This is a genomic window from Aliiroseovarius sp. S1339 (genome assembly GCF_023195695.1).
Classification (GTDB): domain Bacteria; phylum Pseudomonadota; class Alphaproteobacteria; order Rhodobacterales; family Rhodobacteraceae; genus Aliiroseovarius.
The window spans coordinates 22,470-45,368 of sequence record NZ_JALPQG010000003.1 but is presented as its reverse complement, the minus strand read 5'-3'; the positions used below and the strand labels follow the sequence as shown (position 1 = coordinate 45,368).

Genomic DNA, 22,899 nt, shown 5'->3' with positions numbered 1-22,899 from the left:
GTGGAAGATGCACCAAGCTTCGGTTGACTCGCAAAAGACAGGCAATAACGCTCGGCTGTTATCACATATCAACGGCTTTGATATTGAATATCCCGTGTGTGGCCCGCATGGTTTGCACATGATGAAACACATTCTCCTAGCCCTCGCATTCACCGCATATGCCTTGCCGTCTCAGGCGGGTTGCTATGCTGATTATAAAGCCAAACGGGACAACCCGCTTAAGCTGCATTATGGCGTGATAGAGTTGCCTGACGCCGCCTGCAGCAATCGACAGGTGGCCGCCCGGCAGGTGCAGCAACGTCTGGAAAACCAGGGCTGGCTCCTTTTGAAGATTCAGTCCATTTTCGACGAGACAGGTCTTACCGAAAGGAAAGAGAGTGCCGGAGAATACTTCCTTCGCTTCTGACGCGCGGCGCGTGTCGAACCGCGTGGTTGCTGCAGGTATCGCAACGATCATCGGGATCTTACTGATCGCCGCCATCTTGTTGTTCATGACTTTGCCCGATGCAAATGCATTCAACGCGCGGGTAGAGCAGATATTCGTTGAAAATGACGGCCTGAATTCGGGGGCTGAAATCAAGTTGCTTGAGATTTTGGCGCAGTCCGGAACGGCATTTGGCGATACGCTGACCAGCTATCGCATGGTTATCTTCGTGCTGCTGATTTTCGCCACCGCGCTTCTGATCGCCGCCTTGGTATTTCTGATCACCATCATTGGCCTGAACCGCCGGATGGGAGAGATCGAGCGCGCGGGCATTCAGGTCAACTCGCTTCTGATCAGCCGGGAAGAGCGCACAGTTTATCTGAACAACATGGAATTCTCGCTGACCGAAGCCGCCATCGAAACCCTGTCTGCCCTTGCCGAAGCGCGGATGGATGAAGAGGTCCTGTCAGGGTCCGAGCTTGAGGGGCTGATTTCCGGGCGCGACCCGTCGGACTGCGATGAAGCCGCCGGCGCCACCCGCATCAAACGACTGCGCGACGCGCTGGGCAACCAGCTGATGAGCGAGCTGTTGGTCAAAACCATCGCGCGGCGCGGCTATATGCTTTCGATCGACAAAGACGTCATTCGCATGATTTAAATGCCAGAACAACCAATAGTGCGCGCAAAAAGAACGTAGCGCGAACATAGGGGCGTGATTTCCGTTCTGTTTTCAATGCCTTATCCGATTCGGGATTTAGCACGAAACCAATAGCCTGCGCAGGAAATGAATAGTCTGCGCAAACTTTTTTCGAACTTTCTTCGGCCCGGGCGGACGAGACCGGAAACACGAAAAAGCCCGCGTCAGAGACGCGGGCCTGCATGGCATGTGTAGTGGTTGGGGAGAGCCTAGCCAGTCAGGGCTTCGACGAACGGATGATCCTTCCGGTACATGGTCTCGAACCCACTATGCGTGAACGGAGTTGCGGCGCGGTTTGCCTGAGTCTTCGCGACCCATGCATCGATGAAGTGGTCGATCATAAGGGTTCTTGCACCTGCGACCCGTGCCGCGCTGATCGCACCGATTGTCAGCTTGATTATGAGTCCCCAGCGAAAAGCACCGGCGGCGATGAGGCGATGATAGAAGTCTTCAGTGGGAATGCTCCCGTCCACCTCGATCCCTGACTTGATGGCATAGCTTCCCACGATCTCATGGACCGTTTCATAGTCATCTGGCAGGGAGACATCGTCGAACTGGATACGGTTGACCAGACGATAGAGTTGGGGTTCCTGACGGAGGTATCCCTCAAGTTCTGGAACCCCAGAAAAGATCAAGATCAGCGGCCAATCGTGCGACTTCATGAGGGTCTTGAAGGAGTCGAGAAACGCAAGCTGATCCGTCTCGCTCTTCTTGCGAAAGATATGCTGTGCTTCGTCATAGTGGATGCCGACAACGCCATCTAACTTCGCCTCGGTGACGACGCGGTCCCAGATCTCTGCTTGGGTCAGGCGCGATCTGTCGTCGAGAGGATAGCCGATGGCCCGGATGGTGTTGCGGCCCAGATCCTTCCAGCCTTGGGTTCCCGTCAGGATGCATTCGGCAAACCGGGCCGGACGCCCAGACGGCAACGGGATTTCGCTGCTGTTGAACCGCTTCAGGAGTTCTGCGATCTCCTTGGTTTTGCCACTTCCGGACTGACCGGTGACGAGAATGCTCTCCGTTTCAAACCGCGACCCGCTTTCAAGTGAGCCGAGGTGCTGGCTGAACACCCGGGCGAACTCGTCTCTGAGGCGTACCGCCCGTTCGAGTGGGAAAACTTGATCGACGGTATCGGCCGCCGTGTTGCGGATTCCAGGGATGACGAATTCGTTCATAGTTTACTCTCCGTGATAGGTTTAAAGGTGCGGACCGCTTGGGTTTCTAGTGTGGTATCCGTAGCTGCTTCTTGGGTGCGGGAAGGGGTTTGCGAAGAAGTAGAGTGAGGTTCGGCATTTCCAGAGCTCATATTTTCTCCCTGCTGAGGGGCATCCGAGATCATGGGCGAAGTTGTAGAAGATCTGTCCATGATGCTGCCCGGGGCGATTGTCGGCCCGGTGCGGACCATTGAGATGCACTCGACATGAGCCATCTGATCAGCCTGCCTGCGAAGCTCTTCGATCCTCGTGTATGACGAGGGCAGATTGGAGTCTGGGAAGAACCCGGACTCTTTCACCCGGCGCGCGCGCGCGGCTTTCAAATGCTCATTGTGAAGCGCGCGCTTCTCAGGGTTCGCCTCGACGGCGGAGCGCATGTCGGTAATCGCCTCCTCCAAGGTAAGGTCGGCGAAGACCGTCATCCTAAGGTCCGCGGTGATAACATCTGTGTTTTCTTCGTTAAGAATAGTCACGTGCCGAAGGTCGTCTGGGTCCAGACACACAGTGACCTTCTTCGCATCGCCTGCCGCAAACTTCTGCAATGCCGTAGAGTTATACGGAATATTGAAAATTCTGACGCCTTCCGACGTGGTGGTTGCCGTCGCTTTTTCACCGAAATGAAGGCGGATCATTTCTGGATCGGGAGCATCGATACCGCCATACATTTCAATCGTCTCATCAAGCTTTTGCTTAGGAGTTGCTCGATTCATGCCGGTACCTTTATGCTCACTGTGAGGAACTTCATCGACAAAAAAGCGTGTGATCCTGCCCATCAGATCGTCGGGCGTAATCTCTGCGTTCTTTTGCCCGTCATAGCCATTAAGCTCGCCTGGACGGCTCCCCGTGTAACCAGGGAGAAAATTCAGCAATTTCCATTGCACAGGAGCAAGGGCTCGCTCGGCATAAGAGTTGTCGACCGAGTTATAGGCTCGCCCGGTCATGATGTTGATGCCCATTCCCAGCTGGCTGGCGTACATGTCTGCATTGCGGGCAGCAGTGCCATTGTCTGATCTGACCATTTTCGGTTTCACAGGTGGCGCGGGGTCATGTTCGCATTCGTAACGAACCTTTTCCCGCGTTTTGACACGCATAGCCATTCGAAGAAGTTTATTCTGGTGATCGGCGTCCGCCGTGTCTGCCAGCAGCCAAGCAAGCGGCATACGTGTCGCGACATCGATCATGTAAAACAACCAGAGCCTGCGGATTTCCCCAGCCTTAAGAGGTGTGCCCTCTTTATCCGCTTCGATCTTTTTGAACTCTTCTTCTCCTTTGGAGTTCGTAAAGATCGACAGATACATCTGGTCAGTCGCGCAATATTCTCCATACTTCAGGGCACGAATGTTTGTGGAGCCCGCGCCATATTTGTTCCTAGCATATCGATGCCCGTTCTGACCGATCTCTTTAATAAGCTTGTCCAGGGCAGCAGCCCGTTTCCTTACCGTCACGATAGACGGGAATTCGAAGCCAGATAAAACGGCATCCTCCGGTACATTGAATTTTGATTTGGCACCTTTATACAACTTACCAAGTTTGACCTGTCGAGGATCGCAAAAGCAGTTCAGCACGTAGTCTATGAACTGTTCGCCAAGCAGACAGAGACGACTACGACCCTTCTGCCAACCCTTCTTGTGATGACGCCGCATCAGCACCACGGGATTGCGATCAAACGTTTGAAACGTCCGGCGCATTTCCTGAAGCTTCCGCCCCTTGGGCAGTACATGTGGAAGTGATGCACTTCCGATATGGGCATCACGGAAGAGATTTTTCTCACCGGACAGCTCAATTGCGAGATGGCGAAGACGTTGACGGACGTCACGTCGGCTGAGGTAGCGCTGAGTGAGTTTGACACCTTCTTCTTCGAGTTTATCCATTGCCACCATAATCCCGAGGCGCGCTCGGACATCATGACGCTCTGCCTGTGGCAGCTGTTCGACTCGCTCAATGCCGCCCGTGAATTCAAGCAGCTTCTTCCTGCTCTCCGCCATTTTGGGCGTGATGAGTTGAGCGTCTTTCGCGGCAATCGCATTGTCGACGCGCTCAAAGGAAAGCGTCAGGCATTCGCCGTCTTCATTGCATTCCACGGCATAGCCGTCCCGATCCTTGCCCACCACGCGCCAACGACGCTGATCGAGGATCAGTTCGGAGCCCTGGGGGACCTTATAGATCGGCTTGGATGCCATCAGGCGATCCAAATCCGGGAGTTATGGCAGATCGCTAGGTGATGATTGGCCGCGAGCAGACGCTGACCAATCAGTCTGAGGATCGCATCAAAAGCCTTACCAGGATGGATGTCACACTGAGCAATGAGATCCTGCATGAGCCAGAATGGGGTTCTTCTCGCTCGGTCCAAAACGTAGGCATCGACGGCTGCGTCCTTAGCTTCTGTTGCATACCAAATCCGAAGAAGGTTGTCCCGGAAGGCCTGTGTGTAGCCGTCGCCATTTACGACGACCTTATCATCCGCGAAAGACTTTGGTGTTGCTGCAAAGATCGCCTTGATTTCGTCTTGGGTTTTCTGCTTTTTCAGGCTCGTTCCGTTTCTCACGAAAACCGCACGGCGATACCCATCCCGAAATGTGATCCGAAGGTCGAAGCTATGGAAGTGCGCTTTGCCATTCGATCCAGAATACCTCACCGGGGGCAGCTGGACCTCCAAGGCATACAGCTCAGGTGACAATAGTGCCTCCAAACCGACGGCCATCTCGCGCTCGCCATCGAAATGATAGATCTTCCGCTGACCCTTGGTCGCCGGGGTGGCAATGGCCATCGAAATACGGTGTGCGGTAGAACTGCGCGTCAGCGGGTTGCGATACCCATCGAAGGGCAGCACACCATGCACAGGACCTACCTCTAGTGCCGGCTGTTTTTCCTGTTCGCCAAGCGATGTGTCCCAATCCTGCTGATAAGGCATAACTTCTCCTTGCTCGAAAGCGGGTGCAATCGAGGTCTTTGTTTCTTTTTCGTGAGACGGAGATCGCGCTTGCCTGGGCCGTTCGCGGCCTCTAGGTTGGCAAGAGATAGAGGGCGATCTGCCCCACCTTGATGGCGCGCTTTCGGGCGCGCCGTTTTTCTTTCGTCCTCGGAACCAACCAGGTTACCGAAAAGACGAACTCGACCAACAACTTTTATCGCGTTGTGAGCTGAGTCAAATATTATTTTATTTCAGCGTGTTAGCTTTCATGCTCCTTCCTAAATTCGCATGCCAAACAGGCACCAACTCTGATCGCGAACCGACGTTTTTCCCGCCAGCAATCGAGCTCGGCGTCGTCGGTTGTTGATGAATTAGGAGGAAGATTTTAGTTCCGAAAGGGCTTTGGAGCGAATTCGAAATCTAGAGTGTGGATACACTGTCTACTTTACTCAAATCCGAGTGATTGCCAGCGCCGACGTTGCAGCTCGCCTAGCAACGATATTAGATGATCTTCCGAATTAAGCCCAATATCTTGCGGTCTGGCCAATTCACCTACGCATATAGAGCGGCCCATGAGACCACCGTCCTCGGATGACAATTCATCGGTGATGGTCTGCTTCACCCTGACCGCTGTAGCATACGCGATACCATAGGTGTCCTTGATCCCATGTCCGGTTAGACTGGAGCCCTTTATCTCGCGCTCAATGATCTCGGCTGCCAGCTGGAAATACTTCTGTAAGCTAAGCCGCCGGCCGTGAAGAAACGTTCCAGATGTGACGGTAAACTGCTTGTTGCAATTCCTACAACGGAAGGGTTTTCGCGTCGTGGGAAGAGCAATATTTTTTCCCGAGCACGAGGGACAGCTTGGCCCATCCGGCCACCGTATCCGCTCAATTCGGGCCCCACAGGCGGCTTCCGTCGGGAAATGGGTTGCGATTCCTTCGGCAGGCAGCTTCAAAAACAGAGTAAGCCAGTGGATCCGTTCGTCTGTCTTGCTAGAGAAATGTCGTGTCATGCGCTGCTGATATCTGAAGCGTATTACTTTAGGTAGATACCATGCTGTGATTCATCAATGATACTGGAACATTCATGGAAGAACTTGCTAATTTCGTGTAGCATGCGCTGATTAAGCGAAGCACACCCATCTGGAATGCCACATGACGAAACGTTCGACATTTGATGATATCAGAGCCGAGCGGGACCAGTTCATTGGGCCACCAGAGCCGTACCATGTGCCGAAATTCACACCACCGGCAGACAAGGCTAAGTTGAGGAAGATCTTGGATCTTCGACTGGCCGAGACCATCGCTCGAGAAACTGCTGCCAACCGCAAACCCGCCGCAGACCTGTCCGTCGTGAGGGTTTTTGGCACCAAAGGCGGCGTAATCTAAGAGAGAGTTCGGCTCATCTGGTTGGTTTGACTATGCAGCGTGCTGGCGGTGATGCAAGCGCCGCTGTTCGAGTGTCTTTCGTTTGATCCTTTCTCGTTGCTTTAGAATAGTTTTATCGCGCCCAAAGTAGACATCGGCGGGTGTGACGTTGTTCAGGCTCTCGTGGTAGCGCTGGTGGTTATAGTGGTCGACGAAGGCTTCGATTTGGGCTTCGAGGTCACCGGGCAGGAAGTAGCTTTCCAGCAGAATGCGGTTCTTCAATGTTTGATGCCATCGCTCAGTTTTGCCCTGTGTCTGGGGATGATACGGCGCACCACGGGAATGCTTCATACCCTTGTTCTGCAACCATTCAGCCAGATCGCCCGAGACGTAGCTAGATCCGTTGTCGCTTAGCAGCCGTGGTTTATGAACGACGTGGACCTGATCACATCCTGACGCCTCAAGCGCCAAGTCGAGCGTGTCGGTCAGGGTCCGAACGGTCCTGTACGAGGCGGCCAATGTCATGCTGACGAGGTATGCTGGCCCGCTCAAATAGAAGGAATGGGCGCTTGCGATTGGTGCGCGCTCAACAATGAGGAAGGCACGTGTGGCCCTCGCCAGACGCCGCGCTATCATCCTGCACGCGATAATGCGCGACCAAACCGAATTCCAGTTCGCATAAGGATCACCAGAGCGACAATCACGAGGATTCCAAATCAAAATTCCCATCTGGGACGATGCCCGAGGGAGGGCGTGAGACACGGCGTCGATTCTGTAGCCACAACCAAGACCAACGGTATGATTGCGGTTTCCACCTTGCCGACCCACAACCAGCCAACCCCATTATGAACCCAAGAGTTCGAAGAGAACAAAGGCAACCTCTGACATCACAATACGATATTTGGAAACCCGTATTGACGGATTAGAGAACAGAATGGGCGGAATCCGGACCTTCGCTGAGTTTGCGAAACGTTTTCTGTTTTATCAACAAAGCGGACATCTGTGATGGCCGAGTTTGGATAGAGTCGCCGCAAGGGTGTAAGAACGCTTCCCTGAAATTTGTGGTTGGCTAACTCAGTTGTCACAGCGCTGGCATGCATCTGTACTCATGAACACATCCTACCTGTCCGTTTTTGGCGAGTACTCAGTACCTCTTGAACATCCGGCTGAACAATCGGAAGAGTACTTGAAAGAAGCTACTGCAGTTAGTGTTCTCATGCCGCTGATCGCAAGTTGGCTGGAAGGCCTAGGGCTTCCTGAAACATTGTCCGTGCTGCACCAACTCCACAGGGATGAGTTGCCTCACTGTACTTTGCAGCTCTGGATTCCGGAAGAAAGCAGCGAAGACGCAATTTACGTTGGGGAAACGGATACCGGCTCTGTTATCAGCGGCTTGAAAGTGCCGGATCTCGAAAAGATCGATCAGTATTCACTATTGCAAGAACTTCAAACAGCCGCCGCCTCTGCAAATGTCTTCGATGATCTCAGCTGCATTAAGACAGGTCTTTGGCCAATTCTGCTAATGTCAAGCAGAGCAAATCGAATACCTGTTCCACCTCAGATGTGGTTGCCGATGCTTGTTAGTGATAAGAATGAGGAGGTTCAGGAAACTAGCGGGTCCAGCTAGGGCCGTGCTGGCAACGACTGAGAATTTCTATCCCCAAGCAAATCACCCCTGCTTGCCTATACTGTCGATGTCCGCAATCCGGACAGAGTTGATCGCCTACGTCGATAGATACTGAATCAAAGCTGTTGGAGCGTTAATGGCATACATCAAGCCACGGTCGCCTAGGGAGTAACGCCTGTTTCGAGAGCTTCAGAGGGCCGAATGAGGAACGAATTGCTCAACAGCAAGACCTCGTGCCCACTGCGTACGGCCAAAACCATTATCAAAAGCAAGAGGAACCATAACAACACTAATCGACCCCATTGTGTTGTGGGCTTTCGCCTGCCCGCCCAGGAAGCCATCGCCCCAATGGACCAAGCGAAAATCATGCACTAAGGTTCAAAATAGACTACAATAGTGAGGTTGCTCAGTGCGGTTGACGGCAAACCTTAATCTATTTTAATGCTCTCCGTCTGTCGTTGGACTAGGTTGGATGTTTAAAACCGGAACTGGCCGCGAAATGACCCAATCTTATGACGATACCTGGTTGCGTAAAAATCTGTCGGACCTGCCTTTTGCAGCATGTATGACTGACCCAAATCTGCCTGATAACCCTTTGGTCTTTGTGAATGATCTGTTTTGCGATCTGACAGGCTATAAAGCTAACGAACTGATCGGCAAGAACTGTCGTCTGCTTCAGGATGTTGCGACCGACACAAACGAAATTGCGCGTGTGCGCGAAGCCATCGACAACGGCGATCAGATTGCATCAGATCTTTTAAATCGCCGCGCCGATGGCAGCACTTTCTGGAACCGGCTTTCAATCAAACCAATACGCGACGATGACGGCGTACTACAGCGGTTCACGGCCGTTCAGATGCGTATCAAGGATAACCCCTATGAAACGCTTCTTGAAAATCAGCGCCAATCCGACGCTGCCCTGTCCGAGCTGCACCACCGGCTAAAGAACCACCTGTCTTTGATCCATTCATCCGTGCGCCTTCAAATGCGTGAAAGTGGCGAAAACGAGGGGTTGTTAGCGGTGCTGAATCGGATTCAGTCCCTTCAAACGTTATATGCCGGGATGCAGCAAGGGATCGAAGCACCTAGCGAACTGGCTGCGGTGGACCTATTTGCACATCTGACATCCATCGGCGAAGCCGTCACAGATCTGGATGATACGGTCAGTTTTGTCAGCGATGTTCCAACTGATCCGGTTGAAGTGAACGTCGACACCGCAACACAGTTGGGCATGATGGTTGCCGAACTGGTCACCAACGCCATGCAACATGCCTTTGGGCAGACCGGCGGCGAAGTTAACTTGAGTGGACATGCGGATTTCAATCAAATTCATATCACGATCTCTGACAATGGTCACGGCAAGTCCACCGCACAGCCGGATCCGCTGGGCTCGGGGTTGGGCGGTAAGATCCTGCATCAGATTTCGAAAACCCTGTCCGCGACCCTGTCCGGAAATCAGACAGCAGCAGGCAGGTCGGTTACGTTGACGATGCCCAACGAAAGCCAGGACAAAGACTGAACGTGGCGGCGGGAGTGTCTGTTATCGTCAGTGAACAAAGGACGGTGCCATGATCGAAAGTTGCCTTTACCGCAAGCTGTCACACTATGTTGAGATTGATGACGACACTTGGGATATCCTTGCGCGGCTGGAAGAAAACGAAGAATCCTACAGCGCCAACGCCGTTGTGCGCGATATTGGAACCAGTGCCGATGAACTTTTCGTGGTTAAAAGCGGCTGGTTCTATTCGTTCGTCCTTTTACCAGACGGTCGTCGACAGATTGTATCGATCTGCCATCCGGGCGACGTCGTCGGCTTTGCCGACATCGCCTATAACAAGGCATGCGACACACTGGTCGCAGCAAATGACGGTGTTCTGTGCCCCTTTCCTAAACAGTATCTGGACCGCGTGTTCACCGACGCCCCGCGTGTCGCCGCTTTGCTGTTCACTTTGGCTGTCCGCGATCAAGTCCTGCTGACCGACCTTCTGAAGGCAATCGGTCGGATGAGCGCCCGTGAAAAGCTGGCCTACTTCCTGCTGGAACTGGACGCACGCCAGCGCATTACCAACCCAGAAAAAACCAGCTTTCGCCTGCCACTGAACCAGACCGAAATCGGTGACACCATCGGATTGACCAATGTCTATGTCAGCAAAAGCCTTGTTGCGCTGGAACAACAGGGGTTGGTGTCGCGCAAGGAAGGCGAGATCACCATCTTGGCCCCCGATGTCATGGCCGAAATGTGCGATTTTCAGGATCGTCATGCCCAAATGGATGTCAGTTGGTTTCCCGGCCCGCGCGAAGACCTGCATGGCAGCGATAAAAACTAGGGGTCAGGCAACAGCCCTGCCCCGGTCAAGTAAAAAGCCTGATAGATCTAGGAACGTATTCAGAGTTCGCGCGTTTTCTGACTGAGGGCGCGCGGGCAACCCTACCTTGTCGCGACGAAACCCAACCACGCGGACCATCCGCAGAGAAGGAGACCACGATGAGAAAACAACACCAAGAATTCTGGAACCGTTTGGAAAAGGTGCGCACGGGTCTGATGGGCATCAGCGGTCGCCATCTTCCGATGACCCATTATCCCGCCAAAGACGACGATGCAGTGTATTTTCTGACATCGCAGGGCACCGACGCGCATAACAGCGCAATAAAGAAAGAAGATATTCACTACCTTATCAGCTCGGACAAAGAAGGCTTGTATGCCGACGTGAAAGGCACACTCAGCATCGAAGCGGATCAAGACAAAATCGACGGTATCTGGAACGCCATGGCAGCGGTCTGGTTTGAAGACGGCAAGGCTGATGCCTCGCTTCGTCTCTTGAAACTTAAGCCGCACAGCGCCGAGGTTTGGCTGGCTACCGACAGCAGTGTCGGTTTTCTGATCGAGATGGCCAGAGCCGGTCTGACAGGCACGAAACCAGACGTTGGTTTGCACCAAATGTTAAGCTTCTGACCCGCCTGCTGCAGCACACACGTAAACCTGCCCCAAGTGCCCATCTGAATTGTCCCCAGATGGGCTTTTTGGTACGCTGAATTGCGGATCGCAGGCGTTCCGACCTTAAGTCATAAGCTGCCCGATGGTTGCCGGCAGCGCAGCAGTAGATGCCAAGCCGGTTAGCCCGATCAAGGTGAACACACCATCCTTGCTGATCAATGCGATGGACAGCAGAGCCACGACCGAGGCCAGCATCGATGACGTCAACGGAACCAATTCCAAAAACGGCATCGCAGCGCCGCAAAACAAACAAATCGTATAAAGCAGATAGGACACCGGCGGTGTGGTCAGAAATGCCAGCCGGCGGGTGGTCACATCCTGCACCCAGCCCAATGGCCCCTCAATCTGGCACAGGGCTTTGTCAAGTTTGCGACCAGGTATGGCGCGGCGCGTGATGAAACCGGGCAACCAAAGTTTGTTGCGACCCAACAGAAGCGGTGCGGACACCAAGGCAATCAACAACCCCGCAGATCGACGACAGCCCCGGCACACCACTTAGCGGCGTAACGATCACTATGCTGACGAACAAAAGCGCCGGCGTGAAGGAAGCGACCCCGAGATGCTCGATAATGCTGCCGACCGAGGTCTCATCCTCATCCCGGATATCGTTGATAGTATCGACGATATCGGCGATTTGGTTTTCTGGCGGCGCTTCGTGATCCGTGCGCATCATGTGCCTCCTGCCAGCCTCAGGTCTTCGCCAAACGCATGGCGAGCAACGCGCCAATCAGGAACTCAGATGCGCCGATAGGACTCATCACCCAGCTCAATGCGCACTTGAGGTCGATCAGGGCGTCTGCAGTCTTTGTCGCGCTTAAAGAATGGATGTGGATCAGGCCGTACTTTGCCTTGGCGCGACCTTTCGCGTCAGCTGATCCGGTCAGGTCAACCGATCCGTCGTTGAGTTTTTGATAGGCTTTGGCAGGCATGACGAGCGGCTTGCATCTAAGTCTGGAATAGGAACCCCCGCATCATCCTGACGTTGTCGTCAGGCCAATGCGGGGGAGGCAGGATTGTGCTTAATTACACACGGCTTAATTACACGACACGGCTATACCGCCCGGCGGAACAGCGTGATCACAAACAGGATCAAGAACACAAAGAACAGGATTTTTGCAATCCCAGCGGCCGTACCGGCGACGCCGCCAAAACCAAGAAACGCTGCGATAAGGGCGACGACAAGAAATGTAATGGACCAACCAAGCATGGGGTGTCTCCTTTTGTTTCCACTTGAAAGAAGAACGTACCGGGGCTTGATTGGTTCCCGAAAATACTGAATTTTTTGTGAAATCAGTCGCGAGACCTTTGTTTGTATGATCCAAACTCTGGTGTTGAAACGATCGAGATACCGGCACCGATCAACGCATCACGTCCGCGATCAGTCAAATCGGTGATGAAAATGAACTGATCCCTTAACTCAAATGGATAGGCTTTCAATTGCACGCGTGTTGCATAGACCTCGTTGCGCATGATCACCTTTACGGGCCGCGCCCAGTCAAGATAGGGGCTGGTGCGCGCCACGTCGGTCAGGATATCCCCGATCCCGGTGGTGGGTTTGTCGGGGGCAACCATAAATTCAGCCACGCACATCAGGGTTTTCTCGCCATCATTAGCGTTGACGATATTCTCGGACCAAATGCGCGAATGGGGGATGGTGACAACATCGTCATCCGCTTTGCGCAACTTGACGGATCGGGTGTGGATATCAATAACCTCGCCATAATCATCGCCAATGCGGATCCAGTCGCCCGAGCGATAGGGGCGTTCGAAGACCGCAACGATCCCCGCAACCGCACTGGTAGCCCAATCCTTAACCGCAAATCCCACCGCAACGCCCAGCCCGCCCAGAACCAGAACGAAATTCTTAAGCGTGACGTTGAACACCATTGGAATGATCAAGAACACTGCGACCGCAAATAGCGTCAACCGTGTCAGCGGGATCAAGTTCAGGACCAGCAAACGAAAACGCGCTGGCAAATGTTCAGCCACGCGCGGGACGATAAAGCGCACAATCTGATAGGCGATAAAGCAAATCGCGATGACCAGACCAATCTGCAACACGGACCAACCGGTCAGGTCGTTGAACAGCTTCGTCAGATCATAGTTTTCGGTGTCCATATTCACACCCTAGATCAGATCCAGTGGAAAGCCCGCTTCGGACAAAATGCGCCGCACATGCGGATAGGATTTTTCCCGGATGGCAATCATTCCTGCGTCCTCATCTACCAACCCGGCCCGGCCCAGCGCCGACGGCAAGCCGACCGGCAAGGTCATCGGCAGCACCGCGCCCACGTCTTTCGCGGCCATCGGTCCATGGATCAGAAGGGCGTGCAGCAAAAAGTGACTGGGGCGCCTGATGTGGTTCGGAAGTTGGGGCACCGCCCGATCTTGCAACCACGTGGCTTGTTCATCGAGCTTTTTGCCTTCCGCGTTCTCACCCTTGTCTTTCTGGTCGGGTTGACGATTGACCGCCGCGTCGAACAACCTGAGCGCCGCCCAAGGGCAACCAAAGGCCCGTGCCGCAAGCGTTTTCAGATAGCTGTCTTTCAAGGCGCCATCGTCGTCTTTGGACAAAATGTCTTTGCCCGTTTCAGCAGACTTGAAGGCATCATGCGACATATGGGTGCCGATTAGCTCGGCCAGTGCCTTGTCATTGAACGGCGCGAAGCTGCGCGCGTCCGAGACCACCGCCTCGATCGCGGATGTTTGGGCAAGATAGGTCCAGGTCCAGCTGGACACGCCAAGCAGGACGTTGCGCGATGCGCCGTCTAATTCGGCCAGATAAGCGCGCATTGCTGCCCGGCCTTCCATGTTGCGCCGGACCAATGCGGACAAGTCTGGCACGATCAACGCACCCTGCCCTGCTGGAACCGCAGCCCCGTCCACCAGATCCAAGCCGCGATCTTTGGCCCAATCGACCAGAATACCCTGCGGTACGCTGGGCATGGTGACAAAAGCACAGACTGTATACGGACCGTCCGTATGACGGGCCCAGTCCAGATATACCTCATCCAGACGCTTGAATTGAAATTCGCGCAACGCGGTCCACAAGTCATCCGGTATCAGCGATCCCGACAAGCGTTCCAGATCATCGGGCATTAAATCGGCCTTCTGATCATCCAAAACCCGCAGCTTTTCCCAGATCCGCCGATAACCGGCCTTCAGCGAACTTGTCGTCGGCGCACGCGGCCAGTCATAGCCGCCGACATGTGCAAGGTCGCTGGGAAAGGCAGATGATGTCATTCAGATACCTGTGTGACGGGAATGGGTTCGTTCACTGTCAGTGTGCGATATGGGAAGGGAATTTCAATGCCTTTGTCATCCAGTGCCCGCTTCACGGCGGCAATCACCTGATCGCGGCTCTGGCGCACATCAATCGGCTTTGAACCGGTCCACCACGTCACTTCGAAATCGACGGAGGACGCGCCGAAATTCGTGGCGAAGATTTGCACGTCTTTGACATCATCGCGCACCGTGTCGACATTTCGCACGGCTTTCGAAATGACGTCACGCGCGATGTCGATATCCTCGCCATATGCGACGCCGCAGATCACTGTAATCCGGCGCAGGTCGCGGCTGGTGCGCACTGTCACGGGGTTTTGAAACAGCATGTGATTGGGCACCACGACCAGCTGTCCATCAGTCTGGCGAATGTGGGTATCGCGGATGGTGATCTTTTCGACCTGCCCTTCAATATCTTCGCATTCTACAAAATCCCCCAACGCGAACGGTTCGCGTAGCAAGATCAGGATGCCTGCCAGAAAATTCTCGAACGTGTCTTTAAAGGCAAAGCCGATAGCGACCGAGCCCAAACCCAGCGTTGTCAGTGCCTTGGCCGGGGTAATCGAAGGAAACACAAGCGTCACTGCGATCAGCGTGCCGATCAGCCATAAACCGACCGAAGCAAGCATCGACAAAACCTCGATCAGGTTACTGCGCAGGTGCATACGCCCGCCCAACCGGGCGATGATCATTTTTGCAAAGCGCGACAGACCCCAAGTCAGGGCGATGACAGCCAGCGCGGCAACCAGCTCGGGCAGGATATCGGACACGCCCTTCACGACAGCGGACCATTGGGTGTTCAGATAGGCAATAGCTTCTTCCATAATCATTTCTGCCCATATAGCGGCACGGTCGAGATCGACATTTTCGCTGACCCGCTTTCCAACTCGCGGGCGTGGGCGATGTAGATCAAAACCTGATTGGCCTCGTCAAAAATGCGTTTCACACGCAGGCTTTTCAGAATGATCGACGTGCGCTGACTGAACACATCCTCGCCTTCGTCACTACGATCGATATCGCCGATATTGATCGGGCCAGTTTGGCGGCACGAGATTGCGCTGTTGGAAGGGTCTTCAAACCAATTGCCGTTGGACAGCCGATCAATCAAACCGCGTTCAAAATACGAGACGTGGCAGGTCACGCCTCCAACGTCCGGGTCTTGTATGGCTTCGATAATGATGTCGTTGCCCAACCAGTCCACATCCACGTTACCCACTTGCTCCGCCATTGCCGAACCCGCAGTTGCCGAAAAAAGAAAGGCAAGGCTGGTCAGCCCACGTCTATTTAATTTCATTGTATCACTGCCTCATTTTACTATCCGTCAATTATAGGCTTTCAACGCCGCTGACCCCATTTGGTTCCCAACCTAAACATCCTACGGCAAAAAAGCAGTCGCCCTTTGGAACCATTCGGTTCATCTTGCGTTTGGTAGCGAAGGAACGGGACGGACCATGGGGAAAATTATTATGCGGCTTTTGGCGCTGGTCATCGTGTTGGCCACATCTTTGCCCGCAGCACCAGTGCTAGCGCAGACCAGCAACGAGGGGATCACCGAAGGGATCGACACCGAGGTGGTCGACACCGATCAGACCATTTCCGTCACAGAAAGCGTGCGCGATGACCAGATCGCCGCCCGCATCACTGGCATCCTTGAGGCAACGGGCTGGTACGAGGACGTTCAGGTGGCTGTGCAGGACGGGATCGTGTTTCTTGACGGCACAGCGGCATCGTCAAAACGGCAGGACTGGGCCCGCGATCTGGCCGCCAAGACCGACGGCGTCGTTGCGGTGGTGAACCGGTTGGTTGTCGCGCAAGATGCTGACTTCTCTATTGACCCTGCGCTTTCGGAACTGCGCACCTTGTGGGACAAGACTGTCGCCGCCGCGCCGTTGATCCTACTGGCGTTTCTTATTTTGCCGTTGGCATACTTTCTGTCCACAGGTGTTGCGCGACTGGCCCGGTGGGTGCTGAAAGACAGGCTGGGCTCGCCCTTCTTGCGCGATATTACGGCTCGGTTCATTGCCTTGCCGGTATTTCTGATCGGGCTTTACATTGTGTTGCAGATCGCCGGGCTGACCCAGCTTGCCATTTCTGTTCTGGGTGGTGCCGGGGTTATCGGGATCGTCATAGGTTTTGCATTTCGCGACATTGCCGAAAACTTTCTGGCCAGCCTTCTGCTGAGCCTGCGCCAACCCTTTCGACGTGGGGATTTCGTAGATCTAGCGGGGCACCAAGGCGTGGTCCACAGCATGAACACACGTAGCACCGTACTTGTTTCGCCCGAAGGCAACCACATTCAGATCCCCAACGCCGCCGTTTTTAAAGCGACGATCGAGAATTTCTCGGCCAGCCCAAGCCGTCGCGGATCATTCGATGTGGGCATTGGCTATGATGCCTCCATCAGCGATGTGCAGCAGATTATTTTGCGGGAACTGGCCGAACACGATGCCATTTCCTCGGACCCCGAACCGATGGTGCTGGCGGATACGCTTGGCGCGTCGACCGTGAATATTAAGATCTACTATTGGTTTAACGGCGCGGCAGTTTCGTCCCTCAAACTTAAATCGGCCCTGATCCGCCGGGTGAAGAAATCGCTCACCGAAGCGGGTATTAGTATGCCGGACGAAGCACGAGAGATCATTTTCCCTGACGGGATACCGTTGACCCCGCCACCAGCAAAGGGCACCAGCACCCCTGCCCCCGCCGGTGATCCTGACATCGCTCGCGAACCCCAAAACTCGGCGGTTGACGATGATCTGTCAAACGAGGTCGAAGGCCTTGAACAACAGATGAAGACACAAGTCGAAGGCGACAAAGATAGCAACTTACTGGACAGCTGACACATGACAGAAGAAGAAAAGGTCGAAGAGCAGGCCATCGAAGACGCCAGCAAGCTAACCGCGAAGACGGTCTATGAGGTGATCCGCCGCAGTGGTGATGAGGAACTGGAACGCAGCAATGGATCGTTGTTCTGGTCGGGCGTGTCCGCAGGCATCGTGATCAGCTTTTCCGTCTTGGGAGAAGCCGTCTTGCGCAGCTATCTGCCCGATGCGAACTACAGTTATCTAATTGAAAACTTAGGGTATTCTCTGGGTTTTGTCATGGTGATCATTGGGCGGATGCAATTGTTCACCGAAAATACGATCACGACCGTTCTGCCCTATCTACACGCGCCATCATGGAGCGTGTTCAACCGGATCATCATTCTGTGGTCAATTGTTCTGCTGGCAAACGTGATTGGCGCGTTCGCGATCGCAACCTTCTATGCCCATAGCGGTGCGATAAGCGCTGATATTCTGCCCGCGATCGAAGAACTGTCGCGCCATGCAACAGGTATGCCGGCGGCAGAAAGCTTCGCGCGCGCGATCCCAGCGGGCATCCTTGTCGCAGCGATCGTGTGGATGTTGCCGGAAGCTGGTGCATCCTCTGTTTCAATCATCGTCATGTTCACTTGGCTGATCGCGGCGGGGGACTTCACCCATATCGTTGCAGGGTCTGTGGAGATGGCTTTTCTAATGGTCACCGGCGAGCTTGCACTCGGGCAAGCGCTGTTTGGCTTCTTCCTTCCCGTTCTTGCCGGCAATGTGGTTGGAGGCACGGCGATCTTTGCGATGCTCGCCTGGGGCCAAGTGCGTCGCGATATCGACTGAGGTCGCAGCGCATGGTTATTTCGAAACCCCGGGAACCTTTTTTCGGGCTGGACGTTCTGGTCAAAATAGGCGGAAGGATATTTTATGGATAGCATGACCATGAGCTTCGGCGGGGCAATCGTCTTAGCCCTTGATATATATGCGATATACAACATCATGACCTCGCGATCATCCGCGCTTGTGAAAGTGCTGTGGACGGTGTTTGTCCTGCTGCTGCCGATCCTTGGATTTATTGTCTGGTTGTTGTTCGGGCCACGCAGCGCCGATCAACGCGCCTAAACGTGGCGCCATCTGCGCAATCTGCATCGGACATAGTAAATCTGCACCCTGACCCAATACGGGCTGGGCGCATTTCTTATTTCAGCGTTTCGGTCGATGAAAAGAACATCGCCTGTGAAATGGCTGACAAGACCTGTTCAGGGCGGAACGGTTTGGTGATCAAGAAAGCCGGTTCGGGCCGTTCGCCGGTCAGCAGCCGCTCGGGGAAGGCTGTGATGAAGATAACTGGCAGATCGCCATGTGCTACAAGCAAGTCATTCACCGCATCAATACCCGAGCTGTCATCGGCCAAATGAATGTCGGCCAGGATCAGGTCCGGGCGTCCATCGGTGCCGATTTCAACTGCCTCGGCATGGGTTTGCGCCACGCCAAAGACACGGTGACCTGCGTCGGTCACGATCCCTTCAATATCCATCGCGATGATCGGTTCATCTTCGATGATCAACACAGCACCACGCACAGCCTCGGCCAATTCGCTTTGACCAATGCGGATCAGCTCTTGCGCTTCTTCTGTATCGACGCCGATGATCTTGGCCACATCCGCCACGCCGAATTCTTCTAGCGCGTTCAGCAACACGGCCTCGCGGGAATTCGCGGTAAGCTGAGCCAGATGCGTTTGGGCCTTCGCAGCCGCCCCCCGCTCCGCCTCAGACACTGGTGCGCCCGAGCTGTGCCAGATCGTGTGGAACATCCGATAAAGCGCGACACGCGCGACACTTTGTTCGGGAATGGTGTCAGGGCTTGCAATCATAGCCTCAAGCACTGCGGTGGCATAAGCATCACCAGTGGACTGGCTGCCGGTCAGCGCCCTCGCATAACGGCGCAGATAGGGGATATGGGTCGCAATGTGGTCCATTTCACAATCCTCTGTTGGTGTATTTTTTTCTTTTTGCAATCAAGTTGGGAACCAAATCTTACCTTGACCGTTGTGACTATGTTAAGCCGGTTAAAACCGAGATAACAGAGTGAAAACAATGCCTGCAGACGAACCAGTCGAAAAGCGATCAGACGACTTGATCGACGAGAACCTAAAGAAAGCGTTTAGTGAAACGCTGGATGAGGGCGTGCCGGATCGGTTCAAGGATTTGCTGGCGCAGCTAAAGCAAGCGGCCCCCCAAAAGCCATCTGAGGAGCCCGAAAAATGACTGCCGCTGACCCACGCGATGCCGTGCTGGAGCATATTCCAGCCTTGCGTGCTTTCGCTCGTAGTTTGACAAAAGATGCCGTGCGCGCCGATGACTTAGTGCAGGAGTGTATGGTTAAAGCCATCGGCAATTTCGAGAAATTTCGCGAAGGTACGAACCTGCGCGCTTGGTTGTTCACTATCTTGCGTAACGCTTTCTATTCCGAACGCCGCAAGGCCGTCCGTGAATCCGAAGATCCCGAAGGCGAAATCGTTGGTGCCCTTGCCGTCAAGCCTGATCATGACGGCCGTCTTCAAATGTCAGAATTCAACATTGCCTTTCAAAAGTTGAAAGCCGAACACCGCGAGGCATTGACCCTGATTGGCGCGTTGGGCTTGTCTTATGAAGAAGCCGCCGAAGCGTGCGAAGTCGCCATTGGCACAATGAAGTCGCGCACCAACCGAGCCCGAAAGGAGCTGGCTCAACTGATGCAGCTGGACGATGACAAACCCACCGAGCTGACGGATAGCCAGACCCTCTCAATCGTTAATCAATCAGGACACATGTGACCCGTAAAAACACGATATTCCTTAGCTCTTTGCAAAGCCGCTTTATCGCGGTTTACATGATCGTCATGGCCCCCATCCTCATTTTGGCAAGCTTCTACCAGTTCAACATTCTTTCGGATCGCTATCAGGCGCGCGAGATCGCTGCACTGGACGCGCTTGAAAACGCATCAGCCGAGGTCACATCGACCCTTGTGCAAACCAACCTGCTACTTGAGGTATTGAGCGAGCTGACCAGTCGCGGCCTGTCCGAAAAACAAGAGTGCGAAATGCTGATTGGCGCGGTTGTCGATGCGCAATTTCCCGTGGTTGCTGCGGGGATCTATGCGCCTGATGGGCTACCTGTGTGTACGAAGGGAATTTTGCGTTCGGGTATGGTGGCAGTCTCGACGTCAACGCAGCCCGGCGACGTAGCAGTCGTTACCTTGTCTGATAGCGATCTGCTCGTCACAAAGGCGGTCGAAGGCCGACTGGTGGCGATCGAGGCCGAGCTTGAAAAAATTGATCTGCCCTATATCGCAACTGACTATGCATTTATCGTAAAGGGCGTCGATCGCACCGAAGGGTCGAGCCGATCCGTCTATCAAAATCTGCGCAATATCCCCGAACCTAAAGCGCGCGAAATTTTGCAGGATGCGTCCGGAGATGACGTCGCAGTGCTGCCCGCCTCCGCCTTCGAAATACGCTTTTTCGCGACCCTCAGGCCGGGCGTCGCCGCACCGCCGCTGTGGTTGACGATGGTCAATGCCAGCATGATCCCCGTCCTATTATTGGCGGTCAGTCTGTTGCTGGCGGATCTTTTAATTCGCAAGATGGCACTGGGCGATATCACACGGCTAACGCGTGACATGCGCGCGTTCCGTCAGGACCGCGACCTGCCCCACAGCGGCCATGGCCAGTGGGCATCCGATGAAACTGTCGCGATGCGGGCCGAATTTTCCACGCTTGCAGATCAATTGCTGCACGAAGAAGCCGTGGCCCAGAACAGCCTTCACAACGCAAACATCTTGCAACGCGAGATTTTCCACCGCGTTGGCAATAATCTTCAGATCATTCAATCGATCCTAAGACTTTACGCCCGCGAGGCCCATTCGCCCGACGAAAAACAGCTATTGGCTCGGTTAGTGGTTCGCGTCCGTCTTATCAATCTGGTCCATAAAGCGATGCACCAATCGGCTGACGGGCCGTTGTTGCCCGTCGGGTCGGCGGTCGGCAAACTGATCCAAGGATTACGCCACGAAGGCATGATCGGTGATAACATCGAAATCGTGGAAAATTTTGAACCGGTACAGTTGCGTATTAACCGGGTCTATGCCCTTTGTTACCTTATTGCCGAGAAGCTGGATCGTTTGTCCCGATCAGGTGCTATGCATCTAAAGATCGACATCCTGAAGGATGGTGACCAGGCGCATTTGAAGATCAAAGGCGATGCAACGCAACTTGCCTCCGTCGATCCGGTCAGTGCCCAGCTACGCCAAGTTTACCAACATGAGCTTCGGGCTACCTCACATTGGCAAAAACAGGATGACTCGGTCCAATTCGACGCCTTCATGCCGCGTAAGGTAAAATAAACCGCAGAATTGTTTACCATATTTTGACCAATCTGATCCGAAACGCGGAACCAATTCGCCTGATCTTCGTTGACCTATCAGACGCAACAACACGCAAGGAGATAGCTCATGAATTGGGACGAAATCCAAGGCAAATGGAAACAGGTCAAAGGCCAACTGAAAGAACAGTGGGGCGAGTTGACCGACGACGAAATCGACCAGATCGACGGTAACCGTGAGCAGCTTGAAGGCAAGCTGCAAGAAAAATATGGCAAGTCGAAAGAAGAGGCCCGCGAAGAAATCAACAAATGGCTGGCGAACTAATTCTTTCTGATTTGGCATTGCCGCTGATAGAAGAACACAACAAAGGGCGCGGTCCTACCCGCGCCCTTTGACCTGTTAAACACTTCTCATTAGGATTTTAGCGATGGTCGATACTGAAACTTTCATTTTCCGCAGTCTGGTCGCATTAGGCCTTGGGCTGGTTGTCGGCCTTGACCGCGAATTCAAACACAAACCACTCGGAATGCGAGCCTATATGCTTGTCAGCCTTGGGGCGGCAGCCCTTTGCATGATATCACTGAATATCGCCGCAGACGCCGAAACCAACGGCTTTGCCTTTGATCTGTCGCGCGTGGTCGGCGGTATTGTTGGCGGTATCGGTTTTCTTGGCGCCGGCGCGATCATGTCCAATCAAGACCATGGCAAACTGCGCGGCGTGGGCAGCGGCTCTTTGATCTGGGTGGTTGGCGTCATCGGCATCGCTGTCGGTTTCGGTTTGGTGGTCGAGGCCGCAACGATCACCCTTATGTCATTCCTAATCCTGACCGTGGTTGGCTGGCTGCGCACGCGCTTTGACCTTCAGGAACAGAAAGACACGTAAATTTCGGAACAATATGTTGCCTTTCCACGTTGGGTTAATAGACACACAAGCGATGCTCGTCTTGATCGTCGCGGAGAGGAACAACTGAAAGGAAGGACGGATTGCAAATTCCCAACCGTCCTACAAACCGCTGGATCTGAAGGGTGCGTCGCAGCATCATGACCTGAAAAACCAACCCGGTGAAAAAGGCGATGAAACTCATAAAGACACACCTGAAACGGCACCGGACGAGCTGACAGAGGCTGTGTCGAACGTTAAGGCCGACACCGAAGTCGCAGACGCCCCGCGCGACGCGGTCGAGGAGGACGAGGTCTAATCGGCCGGTTA

At 54.1% G+C, this 22,899-nt stretch carries 27 protein-coding genes and 2 pseudogenes; 16 read left to right on the top strand and 13 right to left on the bottom strand.

Translation table 11 applies throughout. The features are described 5' to 3' along the window. The first annotated feature begins 7 nt into the window (after positions 1-7). Both MUY35_RS05035 and MUY35_RS05030 read left to right on the top strand, forming a co-directional pair. A complete protein-coding gene (locus tag MUY35_RS05035) occupies positions 8-406 on the top strand; it encodes a hypothetical protein (protein WP_348984499.1) in 399 nt (132 codons plus the stop codon). Further along, complete coding sequence (locus tag MUY35_RS05030) at positions 378-1,082, top strand: hypothetical protein (RefSeq protein ID WP_248364397.1); 705 nt, start codon at positions 378-380, stop codon at positions 1,080-1,082. The genes MUY35_RS05035 and MUY35_RS05030 overlap by 29 nt, the downstream gene beginning before the upstream one ends. Positions 1,083-1,330: 248 nt before the next feature. Here the strand turns inward: MUY35_RS05030 and MUY35_RS05025 are convergent, their stop codons facing one another. From MUY35_RS05025 to MUY35_RS05015, 3 genes are read right to left on the bottom strand one after another with little or no spacing between them, the layout of a single operon-like run. Continuing rightward, complete coding sequence (locus tag MUY35_RS05025) at positions 1,331-2,296, bottom strand: ATP-binding protein (RefSeq protein WP_248364395.1); 966 nt, start codon at positions 2,294-2,296, stop codon at positions 1,331-1,333. After that, positions 2,293-4,515: a transposase family protein gene (locus tag MUY35_RS05020; protein WP_248364393.1), complete on the bottom strand. Its 2,223-nt coding sequence runs from the start codon at positions 4,513-4,515 to the stop codon at positions 2,293-2,295. Before MUY35_RS05020 ends, MUY35_RS05025 begins: the two co-directional genes overlap by 4 nt. Further along, entirely contained in the window at positions 4,515-5,246 is a 732-nt protein-coding gene (locus MUY35_RS05015) for a hypothetical protein (protein WP_248364391.1), read from the bottom strand. Before MUY35_RS05015 ends, MUY35_RS05020 begins: the two co-directional genes overlap by 1 nt. Positions 5,247-6,403: 1,157 nt before the next feature. Between MUY35_RS05015 and MUY35_RS05010 the strand changes: the two genes are divergently transcribed. Continuing rightward, the gene (locus tag MUY35_RS05010) at positions 6,404-6,637 is read left to right on the top strand and encodes a hypothetical protein (protein WP_248364389.1); all 234 of its coding nucleotides are present in this window, start codon (positions 6,404-6,406) and stop codon (positions 6,635-6,637) included. Between the two features lie 30 nt (positions 6,638-6,667). Here the strand turns inward: MUY35_RS05010 and MUY35_RS05005 are convergent. After that, a pseudogene (locus MUY35_RS05005) lies at positions 6,668-7,105 on the bottom strand (integrase core domain-containing protein); the annotation flags it as partial. Here MUY35_RS05005 and MUY35_RS05000 point away from each other — a divergent pair. The 5 genes and pseudogenes from MUY35_RS05000 to MUY35_RS04980 all read left to right on the top strand — a co-directional run. Beyond that, a pseudogene (locus MUY35_RS05000) lies at positions 7,104-7,298 on the top strand (IS110 family transposase); the annotation flags it as partial. The pseudogenes MUY35_RS05005 and MUY35_RS05000 overlap by 2 nt on opposite strands. A gap of 426 nt (positions 7,299-7,724) precedes the next feature. After that, the gene (locus tag MUY35_RS04995) at positions 7,725-8,243 is read left to right on the top strand and encodes a hypothetical protein (protein ID WP_248364387.1); all 519 of its coding nucleotides are present in this window, start codon (positions 7,725-7,727) and stop codon (positions 8,241-8,243) included. 472 nt (positions 8,244-8,715) lie between these two features. Continuing rightward, positions 8,716-9,762: a PAS domain-containing protein gene (locus tag MUY35_RS04990; RefSeq protein ID WP_348984498.1), complete on the top strand. Its 1,047-nt coding sequence runs from the start codon at positions 8,716-8,718 to the stop codon at positions 9,760-9,762. Between the two features lie 49 nt (positions 9,763-9,811). Next, positions 9,812-10,570, top strand: coding sequence for a Crp/Fnr family transcriptional regulator (locus MUY35_RS04985; RefSeq protein ID WP_248364382.1), 759 nt, complete (start codon positions 9,812-9,814; stop codon positions 10,568-10,570). Between the two features lie 158 nt (positions 10,571-10,728). Beyond that, positions 10,729-11,196 (top strand): pyridoxamine 5'-phosphate oxidase family protein, encoded by a 468-nt coding sequence (locus MUY35_RS04980; protein WP_248364380.1) that lies wholly within the window; start codon positions 10,729-10,731, stop codon positions 11,194-11,196. 105 nt (positions 11,197-11,301) lie between these two features. Here MUY35_RS04980 and MUY35_RS17095 read toward each other — a convergent pair whose 3' ends face one another. The 8 genes from MUY35_RS17095 to MUY35_RS04945 all read right to left on the bottom strand — a co-directional run bounded on the left by MUY35_RS17095 (position 11,302) and on the right by MUY35_RS04945 (position 15,748). Further along, on the bottom strand, positions 11,302-11,685 hold the full coding sequence (locus MUY35_RS17095; RefSeq protein ID WP_348984497.1) for an exopolysaccharide biosynthesis protein: 384 nt from the start codon (positions 11,683-11,685) through the stop codon (positions 11,302-11,304). Next, a complete protein-coding gene (locus MUY35_RS17090; protein ID WP_282569187.1) occupies positions 11,600-11,911 on the bottom strand; it encodes an exopolysaccharide biosynthesis protein in 312 nt (103 codons plus the stop codon). The genes MUY35_RS17095 and MUY35_RS17090 overlap by 86 nt, the downstream gene beginning before the upstream one ends. Positions 11,912-11,927: 16 nt before the next feature. After that, on the bottom strand, positions 11,928-12,167 hold the full coding sequence (locus MUY35_RS04970; protein ID WP_248364379.1) for a hypothetical protein: 240 nt from the start codon (positions 12,165-12,167) through the stop codon (positions 11,928-11,930). Between the two features lie 122 nt (positions 12,168-12,289). After that, positions 12,290-12,445 (bottom strand): DUF1328 domain-containing protein, encoded by a 156-nt coding sequence (locus MUY35_RS04965; RefSeq protein WP_242113485.1) that lies wholly within the window; start codon positions 12,443-12,445, stop codon positions 12,290-12,292. A gap of 83 nt (positions 12,446-12,528) precedes the next feature. Then, a complete protein-coding gene (locus tag MUY35_RS04960) occupies positions 12,529-13,356 on the bottom strand; it encodes a mechanosensitive ion channel domain-containing protein (RefSeq protein WP_248364377.1) in 828 nt (275 codons plus the stop codon). A 9-nt stretch (positions 13,357-13,365) separates the two neighbouring features. Then, positions 13,366-14,481, bottom strand: coding sequence for a hypothetical protein (locus MUY35_RS04955; RefSeq protein WP_248364375.1), 1,116 nt, complete (start codon positions 14,479-14,481; stop codon positions 13,366-13,368). After that, the gene (locus tag MUY35_RS04950; RefSeq protein WP_248364373.1) at positions 14,478-15,344 is read right to left on the bottom strand and encodes a mechanosensitive ion channel family protein; all 867 of its coding nucleotides are present in this window, start codon (positions 15,342-15,344) and stop codon (positions 14,478-14,480) included. The genes MUY35_RS04955 and MUY35_RS04950 overlap by 4 nt, the downstream gene beginning before the upstream one ends. Before the next feature lie 2 nt (positions 15,345-15,346). Beyond that, positions 15,347-15,748 carry a CreA family protein gene (locus MUY35_RS04945; protein ID WP_248364910.1) on the bottom strand — a complete coding sequence of 134 codons (402 nt, stop codon included), beginning with the start codon at positions 15,746-15,748 and terminating at the stop codon, positions 15,347-15,349. Positions 15,749-15,971: 223 nt separating this feature from the next. Between MUY35_RS04945 and MUY35_RS04940 the strand changes: the two genes are divergently transcribed. The 3 genes from MUY35_RS04940 (at position 15,972) to MUY35_RS04930 (ending at position 18,449) form a co-directional block, all read left to right on the top strand. Continuing rightward, positions 15,972-17,360 (top strand): mechanosensitive ion channel family protein, encoded by a 1,389-nt coding sequence (locus MUY35_RS04940; RefSeq protein WP_248364371.1) that lies wholly within the window; start codon positions 15,972-15,974, stop codon positions 17,358-17,360. Positions 17,361-17,363: 3 nt separating this feature from the next. Beyond that, entirely contained in the window at positions 17,364-18,170 is an 807-nt protein-coding gene (locus MUY35_RS04935) for a formate/nitrite transporter family protein (RefSeq protein WP_248364368.1), read from the top strand. Between the two features lie 99 nt (positions 18,171-18,269). After that, positions 18,270-18,449: a PLD nuclease N-terminal domain-containing protein gene (locus MUY35_RS04930; protein ID WP_248364909.1), complete on the top strand. Its 180-nt coding sequence runs from the start codon at positions 18,270-18,272 to the stop codon at positions 18,447-18,449. A 76-nt stretch (positions 18,450-18,525) separates the two neighbouring features. On the opposite strand, the gene MUY35_RS04925 is transcribed toward MUY35_RS04930, so the two are convergent. After that, positions 18,526-19,305: a response regulator gene (locus MUY35_RS04925; RefSeq protein WP_248364366.1), complete on the bottom strand. Its 780-nt coding sequence runs from the start codon at positions 19,303-19,305 to the stop codon at positions 18,526-18,528. Positions 19,306-19,423: 118 nt separating this feature from the next. Here MUY35_RS04925 and MUY35_RS04920 point away from each other — a divergent pair, with 118 nt between their 5' ends. From MUY35_RS04920 to MUY35_RS04900, 5 genes are all read left to right on the top strand, one after another. Next, a complete protein-coding gene (locus MUY35_RS04920; protein ID WP_248364364.1) occupies positions 19,424-19,594 on the top strand; it encodes a NepR family anti-sigma factor in 171 nt (56 codons plus the stop codon). Continuing rightward, positions 19,591-20,142 (top strand): RNA polymerase sigma factor, encoded by a 552-nt coding sequence (locus tag MUY35_RS04915; protein ID WP_248364362.1) that lies wholly within the window; start codon positions 19,591-19,593, stop codon positions 20,140-20,142. Before MUY35_RS04920 ends, MUY35_RS04915 begins: the two co-directional genes overlap by 4 nt. Further along, entirely contained in the window at positions 20,139-21,710 is a 1,572-nt protein-coding gene (locus tag MUY35_RS17160; RefSeq protein WP_248364360.1) for a histidine kinase dimerization/phosphoacceptor domain -containing protein, read from the top strand. Before MUY35_RS04915 ends, MUY35_RS17160 begins: the two co-directional genes overlap by 4 nt. Positions 21,711-21,818: 108 nt before the next feature. Then, entirely contained in the window at positions 21,819-22,013 is a 195-nt protein-coding gene (locus MUY35_RS04905) for a CsbD family protein (protein WP_248364358.1), read from the top strand. Positions 22,014-22,116: 103 nt separating this feature from the next. Beyond that, positions 22,117-22,572, top strand: coding sequence for an MgtC/SapB family protein (locus tag MUY35_RS04900; RefSeq protein WP_248364356.1), 456 nt, complete (start codon positions 22,117-22,119; stop codon positions 22,570-22,572). Positions 22,573-22,899: the final 327 nt, after the last annotated feature.